We start from the raw sequence: 17,240 nt of genomic DNA, 5'->3' as shown, positions 1-17,240 counted from the left end.
ACAACGAGGCTGGACGCTTTGATCGGCGTGGCACAGCGCATTATTTGAAGATACAGAACAAGGATGGATGCATGCCGGCGTGGTTGACCGTAGTGGGCATAGGCGATGACGGCTTCGCCGGTTTGGGGCGGCCCGCGCGGCGTGCGTTGCTGGAAGCGTCGGTGGTTTACGGAGGCGAACGTCATCTGGCAATGCTGCCTGCGCGGCTGGCCGCGCGCCGTGCGGCATGGCCGAGGCCGTTCGATCTCACGCCTTTGCTGGCGGAGCGTCCAGGGTCCGTGTGTGTGCTGGCGAGTGGCGACCCGATGCTGTTCGGCGTCGGCGCGACGCTCGCGCGCCAGTTGCCGGCAGGTGAGTTGCGGGTGCTGCCCGCGCCGTCGTCGCTGTCGCTGGCGGCCGCGCGGCTTGGCTGGCCGTTGCAGGATGTCGCGACCGTTTCGCTGGTCGGTCGGCCATTGCCAACGCTGAATAGGCATTTACACGACGGCGCGCGCGTCTTCGTGCTGAGCGCCGATGGGCGCACGCCCGCCGCGCTGGCCGAACTGCTGAACGCGCGCGGTTTCGGCGCGACCCGGATGACCGTGCTCGAACATCTGGGTGGCGATCTGGAACGGTGCATAGATGGCCGCGCGGACCAGTGGTCCGCGGGGGACGTGGCAGCGCTGAATCTGATCGCGCTCGAATGCCGTGCAACGGAAGGTACGCCGCGTTTGCCGCTGACTATCGGCTTGCCTGACGACGCCTTTCGCCACGACGGTCAGTTGACCAAACGCGACGTTCGCGCGATTACGCTGGCACGTCTCGCGCCAACGCCCGGCGAATTGCTATGGGATGTGGGCGCGGGCAGTGGCTCGATCGGCATCGAATGGATGCGCGCGCACCCGACCTGCCGAGCGATCGCGATCGAAGGGCACACGGAGCGGCAGCGGTTCATCGAGCACAATCGCGATGCGTTGGGCGTGCCGGGCTTGCAACTGGTGGCCGGCCGCGCACCCGATGCGCTGGAAGGACTGGCTGTGCCGGACGCCGTGTTCATCGGCGGCGGCGTGACGGTGCCGGGCGTGCTCGACGCCTGCTGGGCGCGTCTGCGCGACGGCGGCAGACTGGTCGCCAATGCGGTCACGTTGCAAGGCGAGGCAATGTTCGTGGCATGGCGGGAGCAACACGGCGGTACGCTGACCCGCATCGCGCTGGCCGACGCCCAGCCGCTCGGCGGCTTCGATACGTGGCGCCATGCGCTGCCGATCACGCTGCTGGATGTCACCAAGCCGGCCAATGGCATGAATGGCACGTCCATCGACGCACCCCGACCGTCATGATCGACCGCCAGGGCAATCTGATCGGAGCCGCGCCATGATGCGGGTCCTGCTGCTCGGGGGCACCGGCGACGCTTTACGGATCGCAAGACAGCTCGGTCCCGCGCACGTATACAGTCTCGCGGGCCTCGGTAAGGTGCCGGACGATCTGCCGTGCGGGGTGCGCGTGGGCGGCTTCGGCGGCAGCGAAGGCATGGCGCGCTATATCGAAGACGAACGCATTGGCCTCGTGATCGACGCGACGCATCCGTACGCTGCGCAGATCAGCGCAAACGCCGCGATAGCAAGCGGCGCCGTGCATGTGCCGTGCTGGGCGCTGCGTCGTGCGGGATGGCAGCCGCAAGCCGGCGACGACTGGCGCATGGTCGGCGATTGGGACGAACTCACGGCCGCGCTTGCTTCGTTCAGGCGGCCGCTGTTCACGCTCGGCCGCGAACCGCTCGCGCATCTCGACGAGATCCCGCCACAGCAATTCTGGACGGTACGCTGCCTCGACGCACACGAGGCCAATCCTCGTGCGCGGATTCTGGCGACACGCGGCCCGTTTACGCTCGAAGGCGAGCGCGCGCTGTTCAGCGCGGAAGCCTTCGATGTCGTCGTCAGCAAAAACAGCGGCGGCAGCGCCACCGAAGCGAAACTCGAAGTCGCGCGCGAACGCGGCTTGCCGGTGGTCATGCTACGGCGCCCTGAACTGGCGGCAGTCGATCGCGAGTTTGCCAGCGTGGCCGACCTGCTGGAAGCATTGCAAGCCTTGGCTTAAGCGCCGCATGTATGACATGCCCGCCAAACGAATCATGGAGTAGTGAATGACGGTGTTTTTTATCGGCGCGGGTCCCGGCGACCCGGAACTGATCACAGTAAAAGGGCAGCGGCTCGTGCGTAGCTGCCCGGTGATCCTGTACGCCGGCTCGCTGGTGCCGGCTGCTGTTCTGGAGGGGCATAGCGCGGAGCAGGTTGTGAATACCGCTAAGCTCGACCTCGATCAGATCGTCGCGTTACTCAATGCAGCGCACGACAAAGGCCAGGATGTGGCGCGCGTGCATTCCGGCGACCCGTCGTTGTACGGGGCGATCGGCGAGCAGATCCGCCGACTTCGCGAACTCGGCATTCCCTACGAGATCGTGCCCGGCGTGACGGCGACCGCGGCATGCGCGGCAACGCTCGGCTGCGAACTCACGTTGCCCGATATTTCGCAGACGCTGATCCTCACACGCTTTGCAAGCAAAACGACGATGCCCGAAGGCGAACAACTCGCCGACCTCGCGAGGCATCGCGCGACGATGGCGATTCACCTCGGCGTGCGCCACCTCGCGCGCATCGTCGACGAGTTGCGGCCGCATTACGGTGCCGCTTGTCCGATCGCGGTGATCTATCGTGCGAGCTGGCCGGATGAAGAAAAAATCACCGGGACACTCGACGATATTGTCGGCAAAGTGCAGTCCACCAATATCGAGCGAACGGCGCTGATTCTGGTGGGGCAGGTGCTGGCTGCTGAAGGATTTGCGGAGTCGACGTTGTACGCGAAAGGCGGCTGATCCGCGCGCCGCCGACTCGTCGTCATCCGCCTGTCTTCAACTGCGCCCACAGCCTGCCTTCCAGTCGTTTGATCGGGGCGGGCAAGGGCTTAAGCAGAAACAGCGTTTTCAAAACGGACTCCGGCGGATACACGGTCGGATCGTTGAGAATCTCCGGCCGCACGAATTTGCGCGCGGCGGCGTCCGCATTCGGATAGAACACCTCATTGGTGATACCGGCATGAACCTCGGGCCGCTCGATGTAGTTGATCCAGTCGAGCGCGGCTTCCGGATGCGGCGCATCTTTCGGGATCGCCATCATGTCGAACCAGACCGGCGCACCGCCTTGAGGAATGAAGTATTTAACCTCGTAGCTCTTGTTGGCGTCGTGCGCCCGATGGCTCGCCATCGACACGTCACCGGACCAGCTCAGCGCGAAACAGATGTCGTCGCCGGCGAGATCGTTGATGTAGCTCGTCGCGTTGAACTGCGTGATGTACGGGCGGATCTTCTTTAGTGCATCGTATGCAGCCTGGTAGTCGGCCGGATTCGTGCTGTTCGGATCGCGGCCGAGATAGTGCAGCGTGACCGCGAACACATCGGTCGGCGCATCGAGTATGGACACGCCGCACGTCTTCAGCTTGCTCAGATACTCGGGCTTGAACAGGATGTCCCAGTTATCGAGCGGCGCATCGTTACCGAGAATCTTCTTGACCCGCGTGACGTTGTAGCCGAGCCCGGTGGTGCCCCACGCCCACGGCACCGCGTACTGATTGCCGGGGTCCGCATCGGCAACCAGCTTCAGCAGACTGGGGTCGAGGTTCACCAGGTTCGGCAGTTTCGATTTGTCGAGCTTCTGGTAGATACCGGCCTGGATCTGCTGGGCCATAAAGTTCGAGGTCGGCACCACGACGTCGTAACCGGTCGAGCCCGTCAGCAATTTGGCCTGCAAGGTTTCGTCGCCGTCGTAGACGTCGTAGCGCACATGAATGCCCGACTCTTTCTCGAACTTCGGCACCGTATCTTTCGCGATGTAGTCGGCCCAGTTGTACAGGTTCAGCAGCTTTTCATCGGCGTGCGAGGGTGCGCCGAACGCGCTTAACAGCAGCGCGGCCAGCATCGACACGGCCGGCCTGGGCTTCATGAAGGGGTGGGGCATGATGGTCTTCCAGAGTGGTTTCAACAAGGCGGTTGGCGGCGCTTACATGCGCTGATGACGTTGCAGCTTCTGATTGCGCATCAGGCACAGCATGTCGGCGGCAAGGTGAGCCGCGGCGAGCGCGGTCACGTCGCTGTGGTCGTAGGGTGGCGACACTTCCACCACGTCCGCGCCGACCAGATTCACAGCGCCTAGCGCGCGAACGATTTCCAGCGCCTGCGCGGAGCTCAGACCGCCCGCCACTGGCGTGCCCGTGCCGGGTGCGAAGGCCGGATCGAGGCAGTCGATGTCGAAGGTGAGGTAGGTGGGTGCGTCGCCGACGATCTTCAGCACTTCATCGATCGTCGCCTGCGTGCCGTTGCGATGGACCCACGGCGCGTCGAGAATGCGCACGCCCATGAAGTCGTCGTTCCATGTGCGAATGCCGACTTGCACCGAACGTGCGGGATCGATCAGGCCCTCACGAATCGCCTTGTAGAACATCGTGCCGTGGTTCAGCGAATCAGGATTGTCGTCGGGCCAGGTGTCGCAATGCGCGTCGAAATGAATCAGGCTCAGCGGCTTGCCGTATTTTTCAGCGTGCGCGACCAGCAGCGGGTACGTGATGTAGTGGTCGCCGCCGAGCGTCAGCATGCGGGTGTCTGTTGCGAGAATCTCGCGAGCGTGGGCGATGATCGCGTCGCGAATGCCGAGCGGGTTGTGGGCGTCGAACCAGCAGTCGCCGTAGTCGACCACGTTGAGATGATCGAACGGATCGATGCCCCACGGAAACGCGCCCAGGTCGGCGAGTTGTACCGACGCTGCGCGCATGCCCGCCGGGCCGAAACGCGTGCCGGGGCGGAAGGTGGTCGCGAGGTCGAGCGGAATGCCCGATACGGCGACGTCGACACCGGTGAGATCGCGCGTGTAGGGCCGGCGCATGAAGGACAGCACGCCGGCGTAGGTGGGTCCGGCGGGGTGCCCGGCGGTGGCCGTGTCGGTGCGCGCGGGATGCAAGGTGGTGGCGAGTGGCGCAGCGTTCAGGTTTTGGGGCAGGTTCAGGGACATACAGGTCGATCCGGTCAGTTTCGAAGGACGCCGTCACACAAATATTTCTCATGTCTGACGAAATGGCTGGCGCCGTGTAGAGGGCAACTGACGCTATGATTGCGGGGCAATATTCCGGCGAAAAGCGAAGAATCTTGCTGGAAGTATCGATATTTCTAATATCTGTCCCTGACTCTGGCGAGCCGACCCGATGCGTAGACTTCCCCCTTTGCAGGCTTTGCTCGCGTTCGACGCCGCCGCGCGTCTTGGCAGCTTCACGCGCGCGGCACAGGAACTGGCGTTGACCCAATCGGCGATCAGTCATCAGATCCTGCAACTCGAGGAATGGACCGGTCAGCCGCTATTCCGGCGGATCGGACGCGGCGTCGCGTTGACGGCCGCCGGCGCGCTGTATGCGCAAACCGTCACCACTGCGCTCTCTACGCTTGCCGACGGGCGCGACCGGATCGAGCCGTATGGCAATCCGGATTCGGTGATCCTCGTGTGCGCGCCGCAGTTTGCCTCCGGCTGGCTGATGCCGCGCATGCGGGCGTTTTCCGAGGCGCTGCCGAACCTCGATATCTGGCTCGTGACCGGCGAAGAGGTCAACGAGATCGATCGTGTCGACGTCGATCTGGTGGTGTCGGAAAAGGAAATTCGCACGCCGGAAGTGGTGTGCGAATTGCTGCTTGAAGAAGAGGCGGTGGCCATCTGCGGCCCCGTGACCGCGCGGCGTTTGCGCTCGGTGCCATTCCCGGAGGTTCTAACGCAGGCGCCGTTGCTGGTTCACGAGGCGCATGCAGAGTGGGCGCCGTGGTTGCCTGAGTTAAGGCGGGGTGGTTTGCGTACGCGGCGTGCGATGACGGTCAGCGATCCGCGCTTTCTCGTGGCGGCTGCCGAGCAGGAAGCGGGCATCGCGATGGTATCCCGGCTCACCGCGGGCGACGCCTTGACGAGCGGGCGCGTCGAGGTCTTGCCGCAGGTGCCGGGGTTCGCGCTCGCGCCGCTCTGGTTGATGCGCTCCGCGCAGCCGGCACGTTCCGCGGCAGTGGACGCGGTTTATGCATGGATGATGAGGCTCTGCCGGGACGGCGATTGATGGATTGATGCACAGCACACGCGCTCGCGCGTCCGGCAAATTTCGCAAGCTCTGCACCATCTTCCGCCCATGAGGCCGCTATCCTAGCGCCATGATGAAGCCCAGCACCGAACACAATTATCGTCGACGGATCGCCCGCGTAATGATGATCCCCATCCACAAGGACTAGCCATGTTTCGTCTATGCCGTGCCGCCCTCGCGTGTTCGGTGGCGTTGTTGTGGGCGGGCGCCGCCGCGCCGGCCGATCAACCCGCCTGGCATGTGGGCGAGGCGGCTCGTGTCTTTCATCCTGCGGTGGCGCGTGATTGGCGCGGGGCTCGGACCCAGGCGCTGGTGACGACCATCTGGTACCCCGCTGATCTGGCACGCCCGGAGCTCGCACATGACCTTGGCGAGCCGGGTCATCCGCTTTTTCATGGGCATCCGGCCGTCGTGGATGCGCCTCTGTCGAGCGCGCACGCGAAGTATCCGCTGCTCGTGCTCTCGCACGGCACCGGCGGCACCGCGGACAGTCTCGACTGGCTGGCTTCGGCGTTGGCCGCCCAGGGCTATATCGTGGCCGGCGCCAATCATCCGGGTAACAACGCGCTCGAGCCGATGACCCGCGATGGCTTCATGCTCTGGTGGGAACGCGCCACGGACGCGAGCGAGGTGCTGGACGGCGTCCTCGCCGATCCGATGCTGGGCCCGCATGTCGACCGGGACAGGATCGGCGCCGTGGGTTTCTCGCTCGGCGGTTATACGGTGCTCGAACTGGCGGGCGCGCGAACCAATCTGGCGGCGTTCGAGCGCTTCTGCACGTCACCGCAGGCGGACGCCATCTGTCATCCGCCGGAAGCCGCCAGAATCCACGAGGACCCTCAAGCGCCTGCCTTGACACTCGCCACACTGTCGCCGGAAACGAAGGCGTCCCGGGCCCGCGCCGGTGAGTCGTATCGTGACCCGCGCGTCAAGGCGGTCTTTGCGATCGCGCCGGCGCTAGGCGAGGCGTTCGATAGCCACTCGTTCGCGGATGTCACTATTCCCATATCGTTGCTCGCGGGCGAGGCCGACGTGACCGCGCCCGTGGACACCAACATCCACCGCATTGCGGGCTTGCTGCCGAGCGCAACCGTTACGATGGTGCCGGGCGCGTCGCACTACACCTTTCTCGTCACCTGCTTACCCGATGTGGTCGAACACCTCGCGGCCATCTGCAAGGACAATCCGGGTGTCGATCGCGATGCGGTACATGCGCAAACCGCTAGACGGGCGATCGATTTTTTTGCCACCGCGTTGCCTGCGGGTGGCGCGTAGCGTAGCGGCGTTCAGTCCTCGAGTGGCGACAACGCTTCAAGCGGGACCTGTTTCGTCGGTCCGATGTTGATCGGCGGCACGAACCCCAGCAGCACAACCACAAAAATCGCAATCGCAAAGATCGAGAGGAAGGTCAGGTGCAGCGACTGATGCAACACCAGGCGGATCATGTCGCTATCGGCGAGGCTCGCCGCCTGATTCTGCAGTAGCGCTTTCAGTTGATCGGAGGTGACCACGGCGAGGCCCTTCGAGTGACCGAGCCCGAAGTTGAGCACCGCACCGAACAGCGTTGCGCCGAGCGTGCTGCCGAGATTGCGCGAAAAGAGATTCGACGCGGTGGCGCTGCCGCGCTCCTCCATCTTCACAATCTCCTGGATCAGCACCAGCGAACTGACGCTCGACGTGCCCATGCCGAAGCCCATGATGAGCGAACCGAACGCCGCAATGAGCGGCGAGCCGCCGGGCTGCAGGAACAGCAGCAGCACCGCGCCGAGCGGCACGAATGCGCTGCCGCCAATCAGAATGCGCCGCAAGCCGATGCGGTGAAATGATTTAGCCGCGAGCGTCGCACCCGCCGGCCAGCCCACCATCATCATCGTGAGCGCAAGACCGGCGACCACGGGCGAGCGATGCAACACCCCCTGAACATACATCGGCAGGAAGGTGGTGGCGCCCATCAGGATCATGCCGGATAGCACGGTGGCGGCATTGCACGCGGCAATGGGCCGATGGCTCCAGAGCGCGAAGGAGATCATCGGCTCAACCGCGCGGCGTTCCTGAAACACGAACAACAGCAGGCACAGCATGAACGCGCCACCTGCGAGCATGGCCTTGGCGATGTCGTCATCGCCCGCGTAAGTCAGCGCCATCATCAGTGCCGCGATTGCCGCCATGAACAGCGCCGCGCCCGCGAAGTCGATCGAGGGACGCGCATGCCGCTCTGATTCGCGCAGGAAGGCGATGAAACCGGCGGCCGAGGCAAGACCGATCGGCACGTTCATCCAGAAGATCCATGCCCATGACAGGTTGTGAATGATGAAGCCGCCCACCATCGGCCCGACCACCGCTGAAATGGCCCACACGCTGGCAAGATAGCCTTGCACCTTGCCGCGCTCGCGCGCCGGATAGAGGTCGGCGACGATGGTCAGCGTGACCGGCTGGATCGCGCCCGCGCCAACGCCCTGAATCAGGCGGAACACGATCATGGCGGGCATCGACCACGCGAAGCCGGCCAGCACCGAACCGAGCAGAAAGATCGCGATACCGGCGAGCATGACGGGCTTCCTCCCATACAGGTCGGCGAGCTTGCCGAAGACCACGGTCATCGCGGTTTGCGTCAGCAGGAATGACGAAAAGACCCAGCTATACAGATGGAGATCGCCGAGTTGCGCGACGATCTGCGGCATGGCGGTGGAAACGATGGTGGCTTCGATGGCGACCATCGCCATCGAAGCCATGACGGCGGCAATGACTAAAGGACGCGACGATTGCGGGCTGCGGGACATGGGGGCGGTAGTATTAGGATGTTGGAAGCGTCTGACGGCGTAACAGGCGACATGCACGCCGCGACGCATAAGCGCGGCCGCCCGAAGGCGGCCGATGTCGAGTATGCACCTTGCGGAGAATGTGCGCTGAACACGAACCGCTATGGCGAGGCTAATGCCGCGTTAACGCGGCGGCCTGGCACAGCCTTTGCGCGTTCGGCAGTACTTTCGCCAGATGGAGGGTCATTATGAGAATCGAATTCACCGGACGCCGTGAAGTGGTGGCAGCGGCGCGCGTCGCCTTCGAAGCCAATGTCGATGGGGCTGACGTCTGGTGCAGCGTGTCGCTGGACGCGCTGAACGACCATTTTGGCAACGAGGGACCATCGGCCCACGATCTGGTCGGGACCTTCGAGGCAAATCGCGCGCGAATAGAGAACGCGACGCGCCGGGTTCTCGAAAAAAACGGGGGACAATCCGTGGAGCTTGAAACCGGGGATTTCAACTGAGGCCCGAGTGGCCCACATCCTGACACAGGAGGACGGTCCGGTATATGTGCGCCGGACCTGATTCGATAGATTTTCCCCGGCAAACCGCCTACGCTTCAACACACCCGAACACAGTCCGGGCTGCCTTAGTCTCGCCCGACATAATCGCCTCCACCCGATCGCGGACACCCGAAAGCGGTTGAGACCCGGAACGGCGCGCCGCGCAGTCATGCGGCAGATCTTTACGCAAGTGTTAGCGAAGCGCGACGGATTCGTCTGACGTGACGTCCTTGCGCGCGTGGAGAACGTCATGAAACCAACGCACCGCCTCCTGGCCGCCATCATGATGGCGTTCGCATTATTGTGTGTGCCGCTGCGAAGCGCTTTTGCTCAGGCGGCTAACAGTCTGGTAGGGACGTGGTCGCTCGTCTCGCTGACGGTGGCGAAGAGTGGTAGTGACGTAGATTTGCTGGGTCCGCATCCGCAAGGGCAACTCATCTTCGGCAATGACGGCCGCTATGTGCTGATGGTGGTGAGTTCCGACCTGCCGAAATTCTCTTCGGGGGACGTACAGCAAGGCACGGCAGAGGAAAACGCGAAGATAATCCGCGGCAACGTCGCGCATTTCGGCACCTATACCGTGGACCCCGCGGCGCAGATTATCGCTTTTCACATTCAAAAGTGCACCTTTCCGAACTGGGACGCAGAGGTTCAGCGCCGTCCATTTACACTCGACGGTGACCGGCTGACGTACATCACGCCGGGCGCCTTCGGCTATGGATCGTCAAAGGTCGTGTGGCAACGAATCAAATAGCGCGCCTCGCCCGCGGGCCGGCTTGCTGTTCGCACGCAACCTGATCCGCGGCACAGGCTATGCTGCACGACACTCGAAGTGACCGCGGCTGCGGTATAGTCGCGCCAACTGATCGCAGATACGCCTTGGACCTTTGCCGCAGAGTCGGCCGGCTGAGGCTTCGACTATCCGGAGAACGCCGTGCAGGAAATCATAGAAGGATTCATCCGCTTTCAACGCGAAGTCTTCCCGCAGCAAAGCGCATTGTTCAAACGCTTGTCGGTTTCGCAAAGTCCGCGAACGCTATTCGTGACCTGCTCGGATAGCCGTGTCGTACCCGAGTTGCTGACGCAGGTGGAGCCCGGCGCGCTGTTCGTGATCCGCAATGCGGGCAACATCGTGCCGTCTTACGGCCCGGAACCGGGCGGGGTATCGGCCACCGTCGAATACGCAGTGGCTGTGCTGGGCGTGCGGGATATCGTGATTTGCGGTCACTCCAATTGCGGGGCGATGACGGCGATCTGCACGTGCAAGAACCTCGACCATCTGCCGGCCGTGGCGGGTTGGCTTCGTCACGCAGACGCGGCAAAAGCGATCAACGCGTCGCGCACTTACGCATCGGATGCAGAGCGTCTCGACGCGCTGGTCAAAGATAACGTGATTGCCCAACTTGGGAACATCCGCACGCATCCGTCAGTGGCGGTGGGTCTGGTGAACAAAACGCTGCGACTGCACGGCTGGATTTTCAATATCGAAAGTGGCGCGATGCTCGCACTCGATGGCCGCACAGGGCAGTTTTTGCCATTGGTCGACAACCCTGAAATTTATGTGGTCTAGCGTGACGTGACGGTTGGATGCGGGGGCGCCACCTTCGGATAAACCTCTTCGGCGTTGCGGATGGCCACCTATACTGCCAGAGCGCCTGGGGCCGATGACTCCGCTCTACGGCTTGTTGCACCATGAGCCGACGGCACCGTTCGATGGCGTGGTGCAACGCGAATTGAATCCGCTCGCGAGGTTTCCATGAAAATTCTGATGGTACTGACTTCCCATGACCAGCTCGGCAATACGGGCCGGAAAACCGGCTTCTGGCTTGAAGAGTTTGCGGCGCCCTATTACGTGTTCAAGGATGCCGGCGCCGATGTGATACTCGCGTCGCCCCAAGGCGGCCAGCCGCCGCTCGACCCGAAGAGCGACGATCCCGATGCGCAGACCGACGCGACCCGGCGGTTCAGCAAGGATCCGGACGCGCAAGCCGCGCTGGCGAGTACTGTGAAGCTTTCCACCGTGTCGGCATCGGACTATGACGCGGTGTTCTATCCCGGCGGCCACGGACCGCTGTGGGATCTCGCCGAAGACCCGCATTCCATTGCGCTGATCGAAGCGCTCTATGCCGCCGGAAAACCCGTCGGCGCGGTATGCCATGCGCCCGGCGTGCTACGTCACACGAAGGCGCCGGACGAAGCGCCGCTCGTACGCGATAAACCGGTTACCGGTTTTTCCAATTCTGAAGAAGCGGCAGTCGGCCTCACCGACGTCGTGCCTTTCCTCGTCGAAGACATGTTGAAGAAGAGCGGCGCCCAGTATTCGAAGGGGCCGGATTGGCAGTCGCATGTCGTGGTCGCGGGCAATCTGATCACGGGGCAGAATCCCGCATCGTCGGAAGCCGCGGCGCAAGCGCTGCTCGCGAAACTCGCGGCAAAATAATCCGGCTTGCCATCCGTAGCGGTGGTTCCAGTCCGGCACAAACTGGAGCCGCTTCATCGCCGCCACGCCCACTCGCGATCGGCAGGCGATTCCTGCCAGATTGGTCGGGCGAGCGTTCGTCGATCGGATGGTCACGCTGACGCATCAACCCGTAGACGCGGCCGAGCTGCCACGAGCGACGCAGCTAGCCGCCTCTCAATGCGTTGTATCTGTCCAAGGGAACGCCATGTCTACCGCATCCGCGCACATCGATAGTTACCTGTTCGAACCGGTCAAGCTCGGTCCCCTGCAGTTGCCCAATCGCATCGTGATGGCGCCGTTGACGCGCAGTCGCGCGAAGGAGGCCGATGTGCCGAGCGAACTGGCCATCGAGTATTACGCGCAACGTGCGACAGCCGGTCTCATCATCGCCGAGGCGACGCAGATTTCGCCGCAAGGCAAGGGCTATGTGTTCACGCCCGGTATTTACGACGATGCGCAAGTACAAGCGTGGAAACGCATTACCGATGCCGTGCATGCGAAGAGCGGCCATATCTACCTGCAGTTGTGGCACGTAGGCCGTATTTCTCACCCGTCGTTGCAGCCGGGTAATGCGTTGCCCGTGGCGCCCTCGGCGATCAAACCCGAAGGTCAGGCTTATACCGACGACGGCTTCGTGCCGCTCGTCACACCGCGCGCTCTCGAAACCTCGGAAATGGCGGGCATCGTCGAGCAATATCGTGTGGCCGCGCAAAATGCGAAGGCCGCCGGTTTCGATGGCGTGGAAATCCACGCGGCAAACGGCTACCTGCTCGATCAGTTCCTGCGCGACAAGACCAATCAACGAACCGACCAATATGGAGGGTCGATTGAAAATCGCGCCCGCCTGTTGCTGGAAGTTGCCGATGCCGTGACGGACGTCTGGGGCGGTGAGCGCGTCGGCGTGCGTATTTCTCCGCTCAGTAGCTTCGGCGATATCGACGACAGCAATCCCGAACCCCTTTTTACCTATGTGGTGAAGCAACTCAATGTGCACAAGCTCGTCTACTTGCATGTAATCGAAGGCGACACGGGCGGCACGCGCGAAGTCGCGGGCGGCTTCGATTTGCAGGTGTTGCGCCAGGCATTCGATGGATTGTTCATGGCGAACAATGGTTATGACATGGAGCTCGCGCAGAAGACGCTCAAGGCGAAACGGGCGGATCTGATCGCGTTCGGCCGGCCGTTTATTTCCAACCCTGATCTGGTCGAGCGACTCAAGGTCGGCGCGCCGTTGAACGAGCCGGATAGGGACACGATGTATGGCGGCGGCGCTGAAGGCTACATCGATTACCCGACGATGGAAGAAGAGGCGAAGCGCTGAGTGGGCTTGGGCTTTGTCATGCAGCGAACGGCGTTGACCGGGCGGTGGACCTGGAATCAGGGTGCAGAAGCAGCCTCAAGCAGCCTCAGCCGGCAAAGCAGCGAAATGCAAGGCTGATACGCGGCCCGGTCACACCGGCCACCTTGGGAATGCCGTGTTCATGCGTGAATTGCGAGGCATAGCTCATGACGATGCAACTGCCTGGCTCCAACTCCACATGCATGATCCGACCGGAACCCGCCTTCGGCCGGATCGACATGCGGCGGCTCGCGCCCAGCGAGACGATGGCGATGGGCAGTGACGGCACCAGCTTTTCCGTCTTGTCGCCGTGGAGTGCAACGCTGTCGTTGCCGTCGCGATAGAGATTGAGGCCGACGCGATTGAACGGCGCGCCGAGTAGTGCGCGGACGGCTTCAAATGCTTCGCCCAGCGGCGCCGGCAGATCTTCGGATTCGCGGGAGAAGGTGGCGAGCAGACGCGGCACTGCGACCTCCCGGTCGTACATCATGCGGTGCTGGCTGAGCCAGCCGATGTTTTGAAATGCCTGGTCGAACCACTGTTGCGCCGCGAGTGCCGGAATCGACTCGGGAAAATAGCGAATCCCGCCTTGCTCGTCATTGACGAGGGACACCGGCTCGGGGGCAAACAGGCCTTGCTGGGACACCATGATTCAAACCTTGAGGAGCGATAGCCCGGACACGAAGCGGCGGGCTGTCCATACAGGTCATTATACTGTGTTTTTATACAGTATTTTGGGGTTGTGCCACGCGTTTGCGCCGGACAAAAAACCATGAACCGCGAACGAGTACACGTTCTGATGGCGGCCGTCTGCATGACGACCGCCTTTTCGGCTTGCGTGCAAACAGGCGGTGGCGTGTCGAACGCCAATGCGCCACCGGCAATGACAAGCGGCAAAGCTGCGCCGCAGTCGGACAGCAGTCTGTCGACGGCAGTCCGGCAAGCGCTCGATAAGGCCCCAGGCTTCAATGTGTCGGGCGTGTTCGTGCGCGCACACGACGGCGCGGTGATTTTGACCGGTACGGTGCACAGCGCCGATCAGATCCGCCAAGCGGAGCAAATCGCCCGAACCGTGCCGGGTGTGCTTGTCGTGGTGAACAAACTCACGCTGTGGCACGGCGGTAACGGCTGAACCCGGGCTTTGCGGCGGATACGGATGCAAACGCGGGGCACCGTTTCAGGCGGGGCGCAGGCACACCTGCTGGCGGGATGCGGAATGGGTGAGTACGGTTTTTTGCAGTCGATGGCGCGAGCAGCAGCAGGCATAATCCGTTTTCCGATTACATGACCCTTTCACCGAAGGGCGAAACCAAAGCGATGCGCAGCTTCCCGCGCTCCCAGGAAAACTCATGCTGCCCATTACCGCAGTCCGGAATACAGCCGTGCCGCTGCGCAGCGTCGCGCTGATTCTCGTCTCGATGTTCTGCTTCGCGCTCGTCGACGCCCTGGCGAAATCTGTTGCGCTCGCCTATCCGGCCAATGAAGTGACGTTCTTCCGGATGCTGTTCGGCTTGTTGCCTGCGGTAGCGGTGTGTCTGCGCGGCAAGCCGCTCATCGAGCGTCTCAGGCATATGGATGTGCGTGGGCAGACCTTGCGTTCGCTGACCTTGCTCGGCGCGTCGGGCCTGTTCTTTGCGGGGCTGCCCTATGTGCCGCTCAGCGAAGCGGTGGCGATCGTGTATTCGGAGACCTTGCTGGTCATCGTTCTCGCACCGCTGCTTCTGAAGGAAACGCTCAAACCGCGTGACGCACTGGCGGCCGCGGTCGGCTTTGTTGGGGTACTTTTCGTGGTGCGCCCGGACGGTTCGCATTCGAACTGGCTCGGTCCGGTCCTGCTGATTTCGAGCGCGTTTTTCGGCGCGTTATCGATCATCCAGATCAAGCGGATTCGCGCCTCCGACGATTCAGGTACGACGGTGCTGTATTTCACGGTGGTCGGCGCGATCGTCACCGGCGTATCGCTGTTTTTTGCGTGGCGCACACCTTCAATCGAAGCACTCGCGGTGATGGCCTTGATCGGCGGGTTCGCCACGGCAGGGCAGTTGCTGATGACGATGGCATTTCGACAGGCCGACGCCGGTGCGCTCGCACCGTATAACTACACCAGCATCGTGTGGGCGGCGCTATTCGGCTATATCGCGTGGGGCGAGACGATTGGCAGTATGTCGCTGCTCGGCATTGCGTTGATTGTCGGAAGCTCGATTGCGGTTGCCGTGCGCGGCAAACAGACCGAGGGTCCGCTCGTGTAGGCGTGCGCTCCATGCGTCGAATGCAAGCCAACATTTCATTGTTTCGTAGTTCAAACAATCGTTTTAGGAAAGCAAGGCCAGCAAGCTGGCTTTTTCGGACAATACGCCCTTCGCAGCGGACGCATTGACGTTGGTCGACTATAAATAGTAGATAGCACGCATCCAGCTTGCACGCTTATTCGTACGTGACTGTACCGGCCCGAACTCGCGGTCGTTGTAGCGGCATCGATTGATTCGCTGCGAACCCTCCGATGAATGCGAGCACGTTTGCGATACCGCAAACGCGTAGGTCCACGATTTGAGAGGGAGACGTCGTGGTTAGCGAACCCAGGAAGATCGTTCTCACAAGCCTTTTTGTCAGCGCGGTTGCGATCGCGGCCTATATTTCGCAGTCAGGCAAAAGCTGGTTGTCGGCGGACGAACTCGGCCTGGAGCGCGACAATGCGTCGGCTCATTACACGCGCGGCGACATGGTGACCGGCTCGGTGAGTTCCGGGCCGGTCGTGACGCGCAGCGATTCCGCGGCGGCTACCGCTGCGAACCTCCAGGCGGCGCGCAAGAGTCTGCAGCGCAATGATCTTGTCGCCGCGCAAGCGCAACTGGACGCGGTACGGTCAACACATCGGGACGACGATCAGGTTCTCGCGCTGCAACGAGAGGTCGAGGCACGCACGAAGCAGACGCAGCAGGCGCCGGCCGCTGCGCACGGGGAGAAGCGGGCGCAGCAAGGGTCGAAATCGGCGCGATCTTCGTCGCCGTCTTCCGGGAAAACAGGCCGTGGTCATGAAAGCTATTTCGCGACGCACGAGCACTCGAACCGTGCATCCAGTTCCGCGAAGACCCGGCGCGCTCCAGAAACGGTAGTAGCAACTGCTAGCGCGGGTAGCACAACGAGCGCGAGAGCGATCGGCACTGGCGCACCGGTGGTTGCGAGCGCGTCATTGCCTGTTCCGGCGCAGGTGAAGGTGGTCTCGAACGTGACCAGCGCGCCTGCTGCGTCAACGCCGACGCCGCCAACATCGGCGCCACCGCCAGACCCGCAAGCCAGGTTGACCGTGCAAGCTGCACCTGTGCAATCGGCCGCTCAACTCGGGCCCTCCACCGGCGCGCTATTGCAATCGGACGGCGGGCCAAAAACACGCGCAGAGGTACGCGCGGAAATCGCCCGCGCTCGCGCCGATGGCAACCTTCCCGCGTTCGGCAATCCGGACCCGGCCGGACCCGGCGGCGCACCGAGCCGGACCGGCGCGCTGGGTCAGTGAAGTTGCGCCGCCAGATAGCTATCGCGACGAAGCGGAGAGCCGCGCAAAAGTGGCTTCGTCCGTGCGATCGAACGCAAGCGGCGTAACCGACACGCGCCCCGACGCCACCACGGCTGTTTCGCTATCGGGATCGTTCGCGCGTGTGCCGCGTTGAAATCGCAGCCAGTGATAATCGATGCCGCGCGGATCGACTTGCGGCAGCACCTCGATATCTTCAACGAGTCCGACGCCTTGTTTGCTCGGTGTGAGCGGACCGGCTGAGGCCGCGTCGACGTCGGGGAAATTGATGTTCAGGCAGGTGGGGGCATGGTGCTCAATCGCGAGCAATTGGCGAATCACGCCTGGCGCGAGTGCACGGGCAGTGTCCCAGCGCACCTTGTTGCGGTCGCTGAAAGTCTGGCTCAACGCGAACGACGGCAGGCCAAGCAACAGGCCCGTCATCGCGGCGCCGACCGTGCCCGAGAACATCGTTTCCACGCCGAGATTG

At 62.8% G+C, this 17,240-nt stretch carries 18 protein-coding genes; 13 read left to right on the top strand and 5 right to left on the bottom strand.

Translation table 11 applies throughout. The annotated features are described in order from the left end of the window. Positions 1 to 71: 71 nt before the first annotated feature. Genes cbiE through cobM form a run of 3 tightly spaced genes read left to right on the top strand, consistent with a single transcriptional unit; the run spans position 72 to position 2,851 of the window. The gene (gene cbiE, locus PQQ96_RS31205; RefSeq protein WP_408299712.1) at positions 72 to 1,319 is read left to right on the top strand and encodes a precorrin-6y C5,15-methyltransferase (decarboxylating) subunit CbiE; all 1,248 of its coding nucleotides are present in this window, start codon (positions 72 to 74) and stop codon (positions 1,317 to 1,319) included. A 34-nt stretch (positions 1,320 to 1,353) separates the two neighbouring features. Further along, the gene (locus PQQ96_RS31200) at positions 1,354 to 2,076 is read left to right on the top strand and encodes a cobalt-precorrin-6A reductase (RefSeq protein ID WP_408299710.1); all 723 of its coding nucleotides are present in this window, start codon (positions 1,354 to 1,356) and stop codon (positions 2,074 to 2,076) included. 46 nt (positions 2,077 to 2,122) lie between these two features. Further along, a complete protein-coding gene (gene cobM / locus PQQ96_RS31195; RefSeq protein WP_408299708.1) occupies positions 2,123 to 2,851 on the top strand; it encodes a precorrin-4 C(11)-methyltransferase in 729 nt (242 codons plus the stop codon). A 22-nt stretch (positions 2,852 to 2,873) separates the two neighbouring features. Here the strand turns inward: cobM and PQQ96_RS31190 are convergent, their stop codons facing one another. Both PQQ96_RS31190 and speB read right to left on the bottom strand, forming a co-directional pair. After that, on the bottom strand, positions 2,874 to 3,950 hold the full coding sequence (locus tag PQQ96_RS31190) for a polyamine ABC transporter substrate-binding protein (protein WP_408299746.1): 1,077 nt from the start codon (positions 3,948 to 3,950) through the stop codon (positions 2,874 to 2,876). A gap of 81 nt (positions 3,951 to 4,031) precedes the next feature. Continuing rightward, positions 4,032 to 5,036 carry an agmatinase gene (speB, locus tag PQQ96_RS31185; protein WP_408299706.1) on the bottom strand — a complete coding sequence of 335 codons (1,005 nt, stop codon included), beginning with the start codon at positions 5,034 to 5,036 and terminating at the stop codon, positions 4,032 to 4,034. 190 nt (positions 5,037 to 5,226) lie between these two features. Between speB and PQQ96_RS31180 the strand changes: the two genes are divergently transcribed. Continuing rightward, entirely contained in the window at positions 5,227 to 6,114 is an 888-nt protein-coding gene (locus tag PQQ96_RS31180; protein WP_408299704.1) for a LysR substrate-binding domain-containing protein, read from the top strand. A 171-nt stretch (positions 6,115 to 6,285) separates the two neighbouring features. After that, entirely contained in the window at positions 6,286 to 7,410 is a 1,125-nt protein-coding gene (locus tag PQQ96_RS31175) for an alpha/beta hydrolase family protein (protein ID WP_408299703.1), read from the top strand. Positions 7,411 to 7,421: 11 nt separating this feature from the next. Here the strand turns inward: PQQ96_RS31175 and PQQ96_RS31170 are convergent, their stop codons facing one another. Further along, entirely contained in the window at positions 7,422 to 8,915 is a 1,494-nt protein-coding gene (locus PQQ96_RS31170; protein ID WP_408299701.1) for an MDR family MFS transporter, read from the bottom strand. 227 nt (positions 8,916 to 9,142) lie between these two features. On the opposite strand from PQQ96_RS31170, the gene PQQ96_RS31165 reads away from it, so the two are divergent. The 5 genes from PQQ96_RS31165 (at position 9,143) to PQQ96_RS31145 (ending at position 13,224) form a co-directional block, all read left to right on the top strand. Beyond that, complete coding sequence (locus PQQ96_RS31165) at positions 9,143 to 9,403, top strand: DUF1488 family protein (protein ID WP_074287414.1); 261 nt, start codon at positions 9,143 to 9,145, stop codon at positions 9,401 to 9,403. 322 nt (positions 9,404 to 9,725) lie between these two features. Next, positions 9,726 to 10,196 (top strand): lipocalin-like domain-containing protein, encoded by a 471-nt coding sequence (locus tag PQQ96_RS31160; RefSeq protein ID WP_408299699.1) that lies wholly within the window; start codon positions 9,726 to 9,728, stop codon positions 10,194 to 10,196. A 180-nt stretch (positions 10,197 to 10,376) separates the two neighbouring features. Continuing rightward, positions 10,377 to 11,012 (top strand): carbonic anhydrase, encoded by a 636-nt coding sequence (locus tag PQQ96_RS31155; protein WP_408299697.1) that lies wholly within the window; start codon positions 10,377 to 10,379, stop codon positions 11,010 to 11,012. A gap of 186 nt (positions 11,013 to 11,198) precedes the next feature. Beyond that, positions 11,199 to 11,882, top strand: coding sequence for a type 1 glutamine amidotransferase domain-containing protein (locus PQQ96_RS31150; RefSeq protein ID WP_408299695.1), 684 nt, complete (start codon positions 11,199 to 11,201; stop codon positions 11,880 to 11,882). Between the two features lie 226 nt (positions 11,883 to 12,108). Beyond that, positions 12,109 to 13,224 carry an alkene reductase gene (locus PQQ96_RS31145; RefSeq protein ID WP_408299693.1) on the top strand — a complete coding sequence of 372 codons (1,116 nt, stop codon included), beginning with the start codon at positions 12,109 to 12,111 and terminating at the stop codon, positions 13,222 to 13,224. 85 nt (positions 13,225 to 13,309) lie between these two features. Here PQQ96_RS31145 and PQQ96_RS31140 read toward each other — a convergent pair whose 3' ends face one another. Continuing rightward, positions 13,310 to 13,891, bottom strand: a complete 582-nt coding sequence (locus PQQ96_RS31140) for an alpha-ketoglutarate-dependent dioxygenase AlkB (protein ID WP_408299692.1) — start codon at positions 13,889 to 13,891, stop codon at positions 13,310 to 13,312. Between the two features lie 123 nt (positions 13,892 to 14,014). On the opposite strand from PQQ96_RS31140, the gene PQQ96_RS31135 reads away from it, so the two are divergent. From PQQ96_RS31135 to PQQ96_RS31125, 3 genes are all read left to right on the top strand, one after another. After that, positions 14,015 to 14,374, top strand: coding sequence for a BON domain-containing protein (locus tag PQQ96_RS31135; protein WP_408299691.1), 360 nt, complete (start codon positions 14,015 to 14,017; stop codon positions 14,372 to 14,374). A gap of 217 nt (positions 14,375 to 14,591) precedes the next feature. Beyond that, positions 14,592 to 15,491 (top strand): DMT family transporter, encoded by a 900-nt coding sequence (locus PQQ96_RS31130; protein ID WP_408299689.1) that lies wholly within the window; start codon positions 14,592 to 14,594, stop codon positions 15,489 to 15,491. A gap of 314 nt (positions 15,492 to 15,805) precedes the next feature. Further along, positions 15,806 to 16,753 carry a DUF4148 domain-containing protein gene (locus PQQ96_RS31125; RefSeq protein ID WP_408299687.1) on the top strand — a complete coding sequence of 316 codons (948 nt, stop codon included), beginning with the start codon at positions 15,806 to 15,808 and terminating at the stop codon, positions 16,751 to 16,753. Positions 16,754 to 16,771: 18 nt separating this feature from the next. Here the strand turns inward: PQQ96_RS31125 and surE are convergent. Then, positions 16,772 to 17,240: 5'/3'-nucleotidase SurE (gene surE / locus PQQ96_RS31120; RefSeq protein WP_408299685.1), on the bottom strand; the 469-nt coding region annotated here is incomplete at its 5' end.

The organism is Paraburkholderia sediminicola (genome assembly GCF_046027825.1).
Classification (GTDB): Bacteria; Pseudomonadota; Gammaproteobacteria; order Burkholderiales; family Burkholderiaceae; genus Paraburkholderia; species Paraburkholderia sediminicola_D.
Note: the sequence above shows the minus strand (reverse complement) of the source record. Positions and strands in the feature narration are given on the sequence as shown.

What these genes read in the sequence shown, in the direction of transcription:
- cbiE (WP_408299712.1), top strand. Translation starts at nt 72, where the DNA reads ATGCCGGCGTGGTTGACCGTAGTGGGCATAGGCGATGACGGCTTCGCC.
- PQQ96_RS31200 (WP_408299710.1), top strand. Translation starts at nt 1,354, where the DNA reads ATGATGCGGGTCCTGCTGCTCGGGGGCACCGGCGACGCTTTACGGATC.
- cobM (WP_408299708.1), top strand. Translation starts at nt 2,123, where the DNA reads ATGACGGTGTTTTTTATCGGCGCGGGTCCCGGCGACCCGGAACTGATC.
- PQQ96_RS31190 (WP_408299746.1), bottom strand. Translation starts at nt 3,950, where the DNA reads ATGCTGGCCGCGCTGCTGTTAAGCGCGTTCGGCGCACCCTCGCACGCC.
- speB (WP_408299706.1), bottom strand. Translation starts at nt 5,036, where the DNA reads ATGTCCCTGAACCTGCCCCAAAACCTGAACGCTGCGCCACTCGCCACC.
- PQQ96_RS31180 (WP_408299704.1), top strand. Translation starts at nt 5,227, where the DNA reads ATGCGTAGACTTCCCCCTTTGCAGGCTTTGCTCGCGTTCGACGCCGCC.
- PQQ96_RS31175 (WP_408299703.1), top strand. Translation starts at nt 6,286, where the DNA reads ATGTTTCGTCTATGCCGTGCCGCCCTCGCGTGTTCGGTGGCGTTGTTG.
- PQQ96_RS31170 (WP_408299701.1), bottom strand. Translation starts at nt 8,915, where the DNA reads ATGTCCCGCAGCCCGCAATCGTCGCGTCCTTTAGTCATTGCCGCCGTC.
- PQQ96_RS31165 (WP_074287414.1), top strand. Translation starts at nt 9,143, where the DNA reads ATGAGAATCGAATTCACCGGACGCCGTGAAGTGGTGGCAGCGGCGCGC.
- PQQ96_RS31160 (WP_408299699.1), top strand. Translation starts at nt 9,726, where the DNA reads ATGATGGCGTTCGCATTATTGTGTGTGCCGCTGCGAAGCGCTTTTGCT.
- PQQ96_RS31150 (WP_408299695.1), top strand. Translation starts at nt 11,199, where the DNA reads ATGAAAATTCTGATGGTACTGACTTCCCATGACCAGCTCGGCAATACG.
- PQQ96_RS31145 (WP_408299693.1), top strand. Translation starts at nt 12,109, where the DNA reads ATGTCTACCGCATCCGCGCACATCGATAGTTACCTGTTCGAACCGGTC.
- PQQ96_RS31140 (WP_408299692.1), bottom strand. Translation starts at nt 13,891, where the DNA reads ATGGTGTCCCAGCAAGGCCTGTTTGCCCCCGAGCCGGTGTCCCTCGTC.
- PQQ96_RS31135 (WP_408299691.1), top strand. Translation starts at nt 14,015, where the DNA reads ATGAACCGCGAACGAGTACACGTTCTGATGGCGGCCGTCTGCATGACG.
- PQQ96_RS31130 (WP_408299689.1), top strand. Translation starts at nt 14,592, where the DNA reads ATGCTGCCCATTACCGCAGTCCGGAATACAGCCGTGCCGCTGCGCAGC.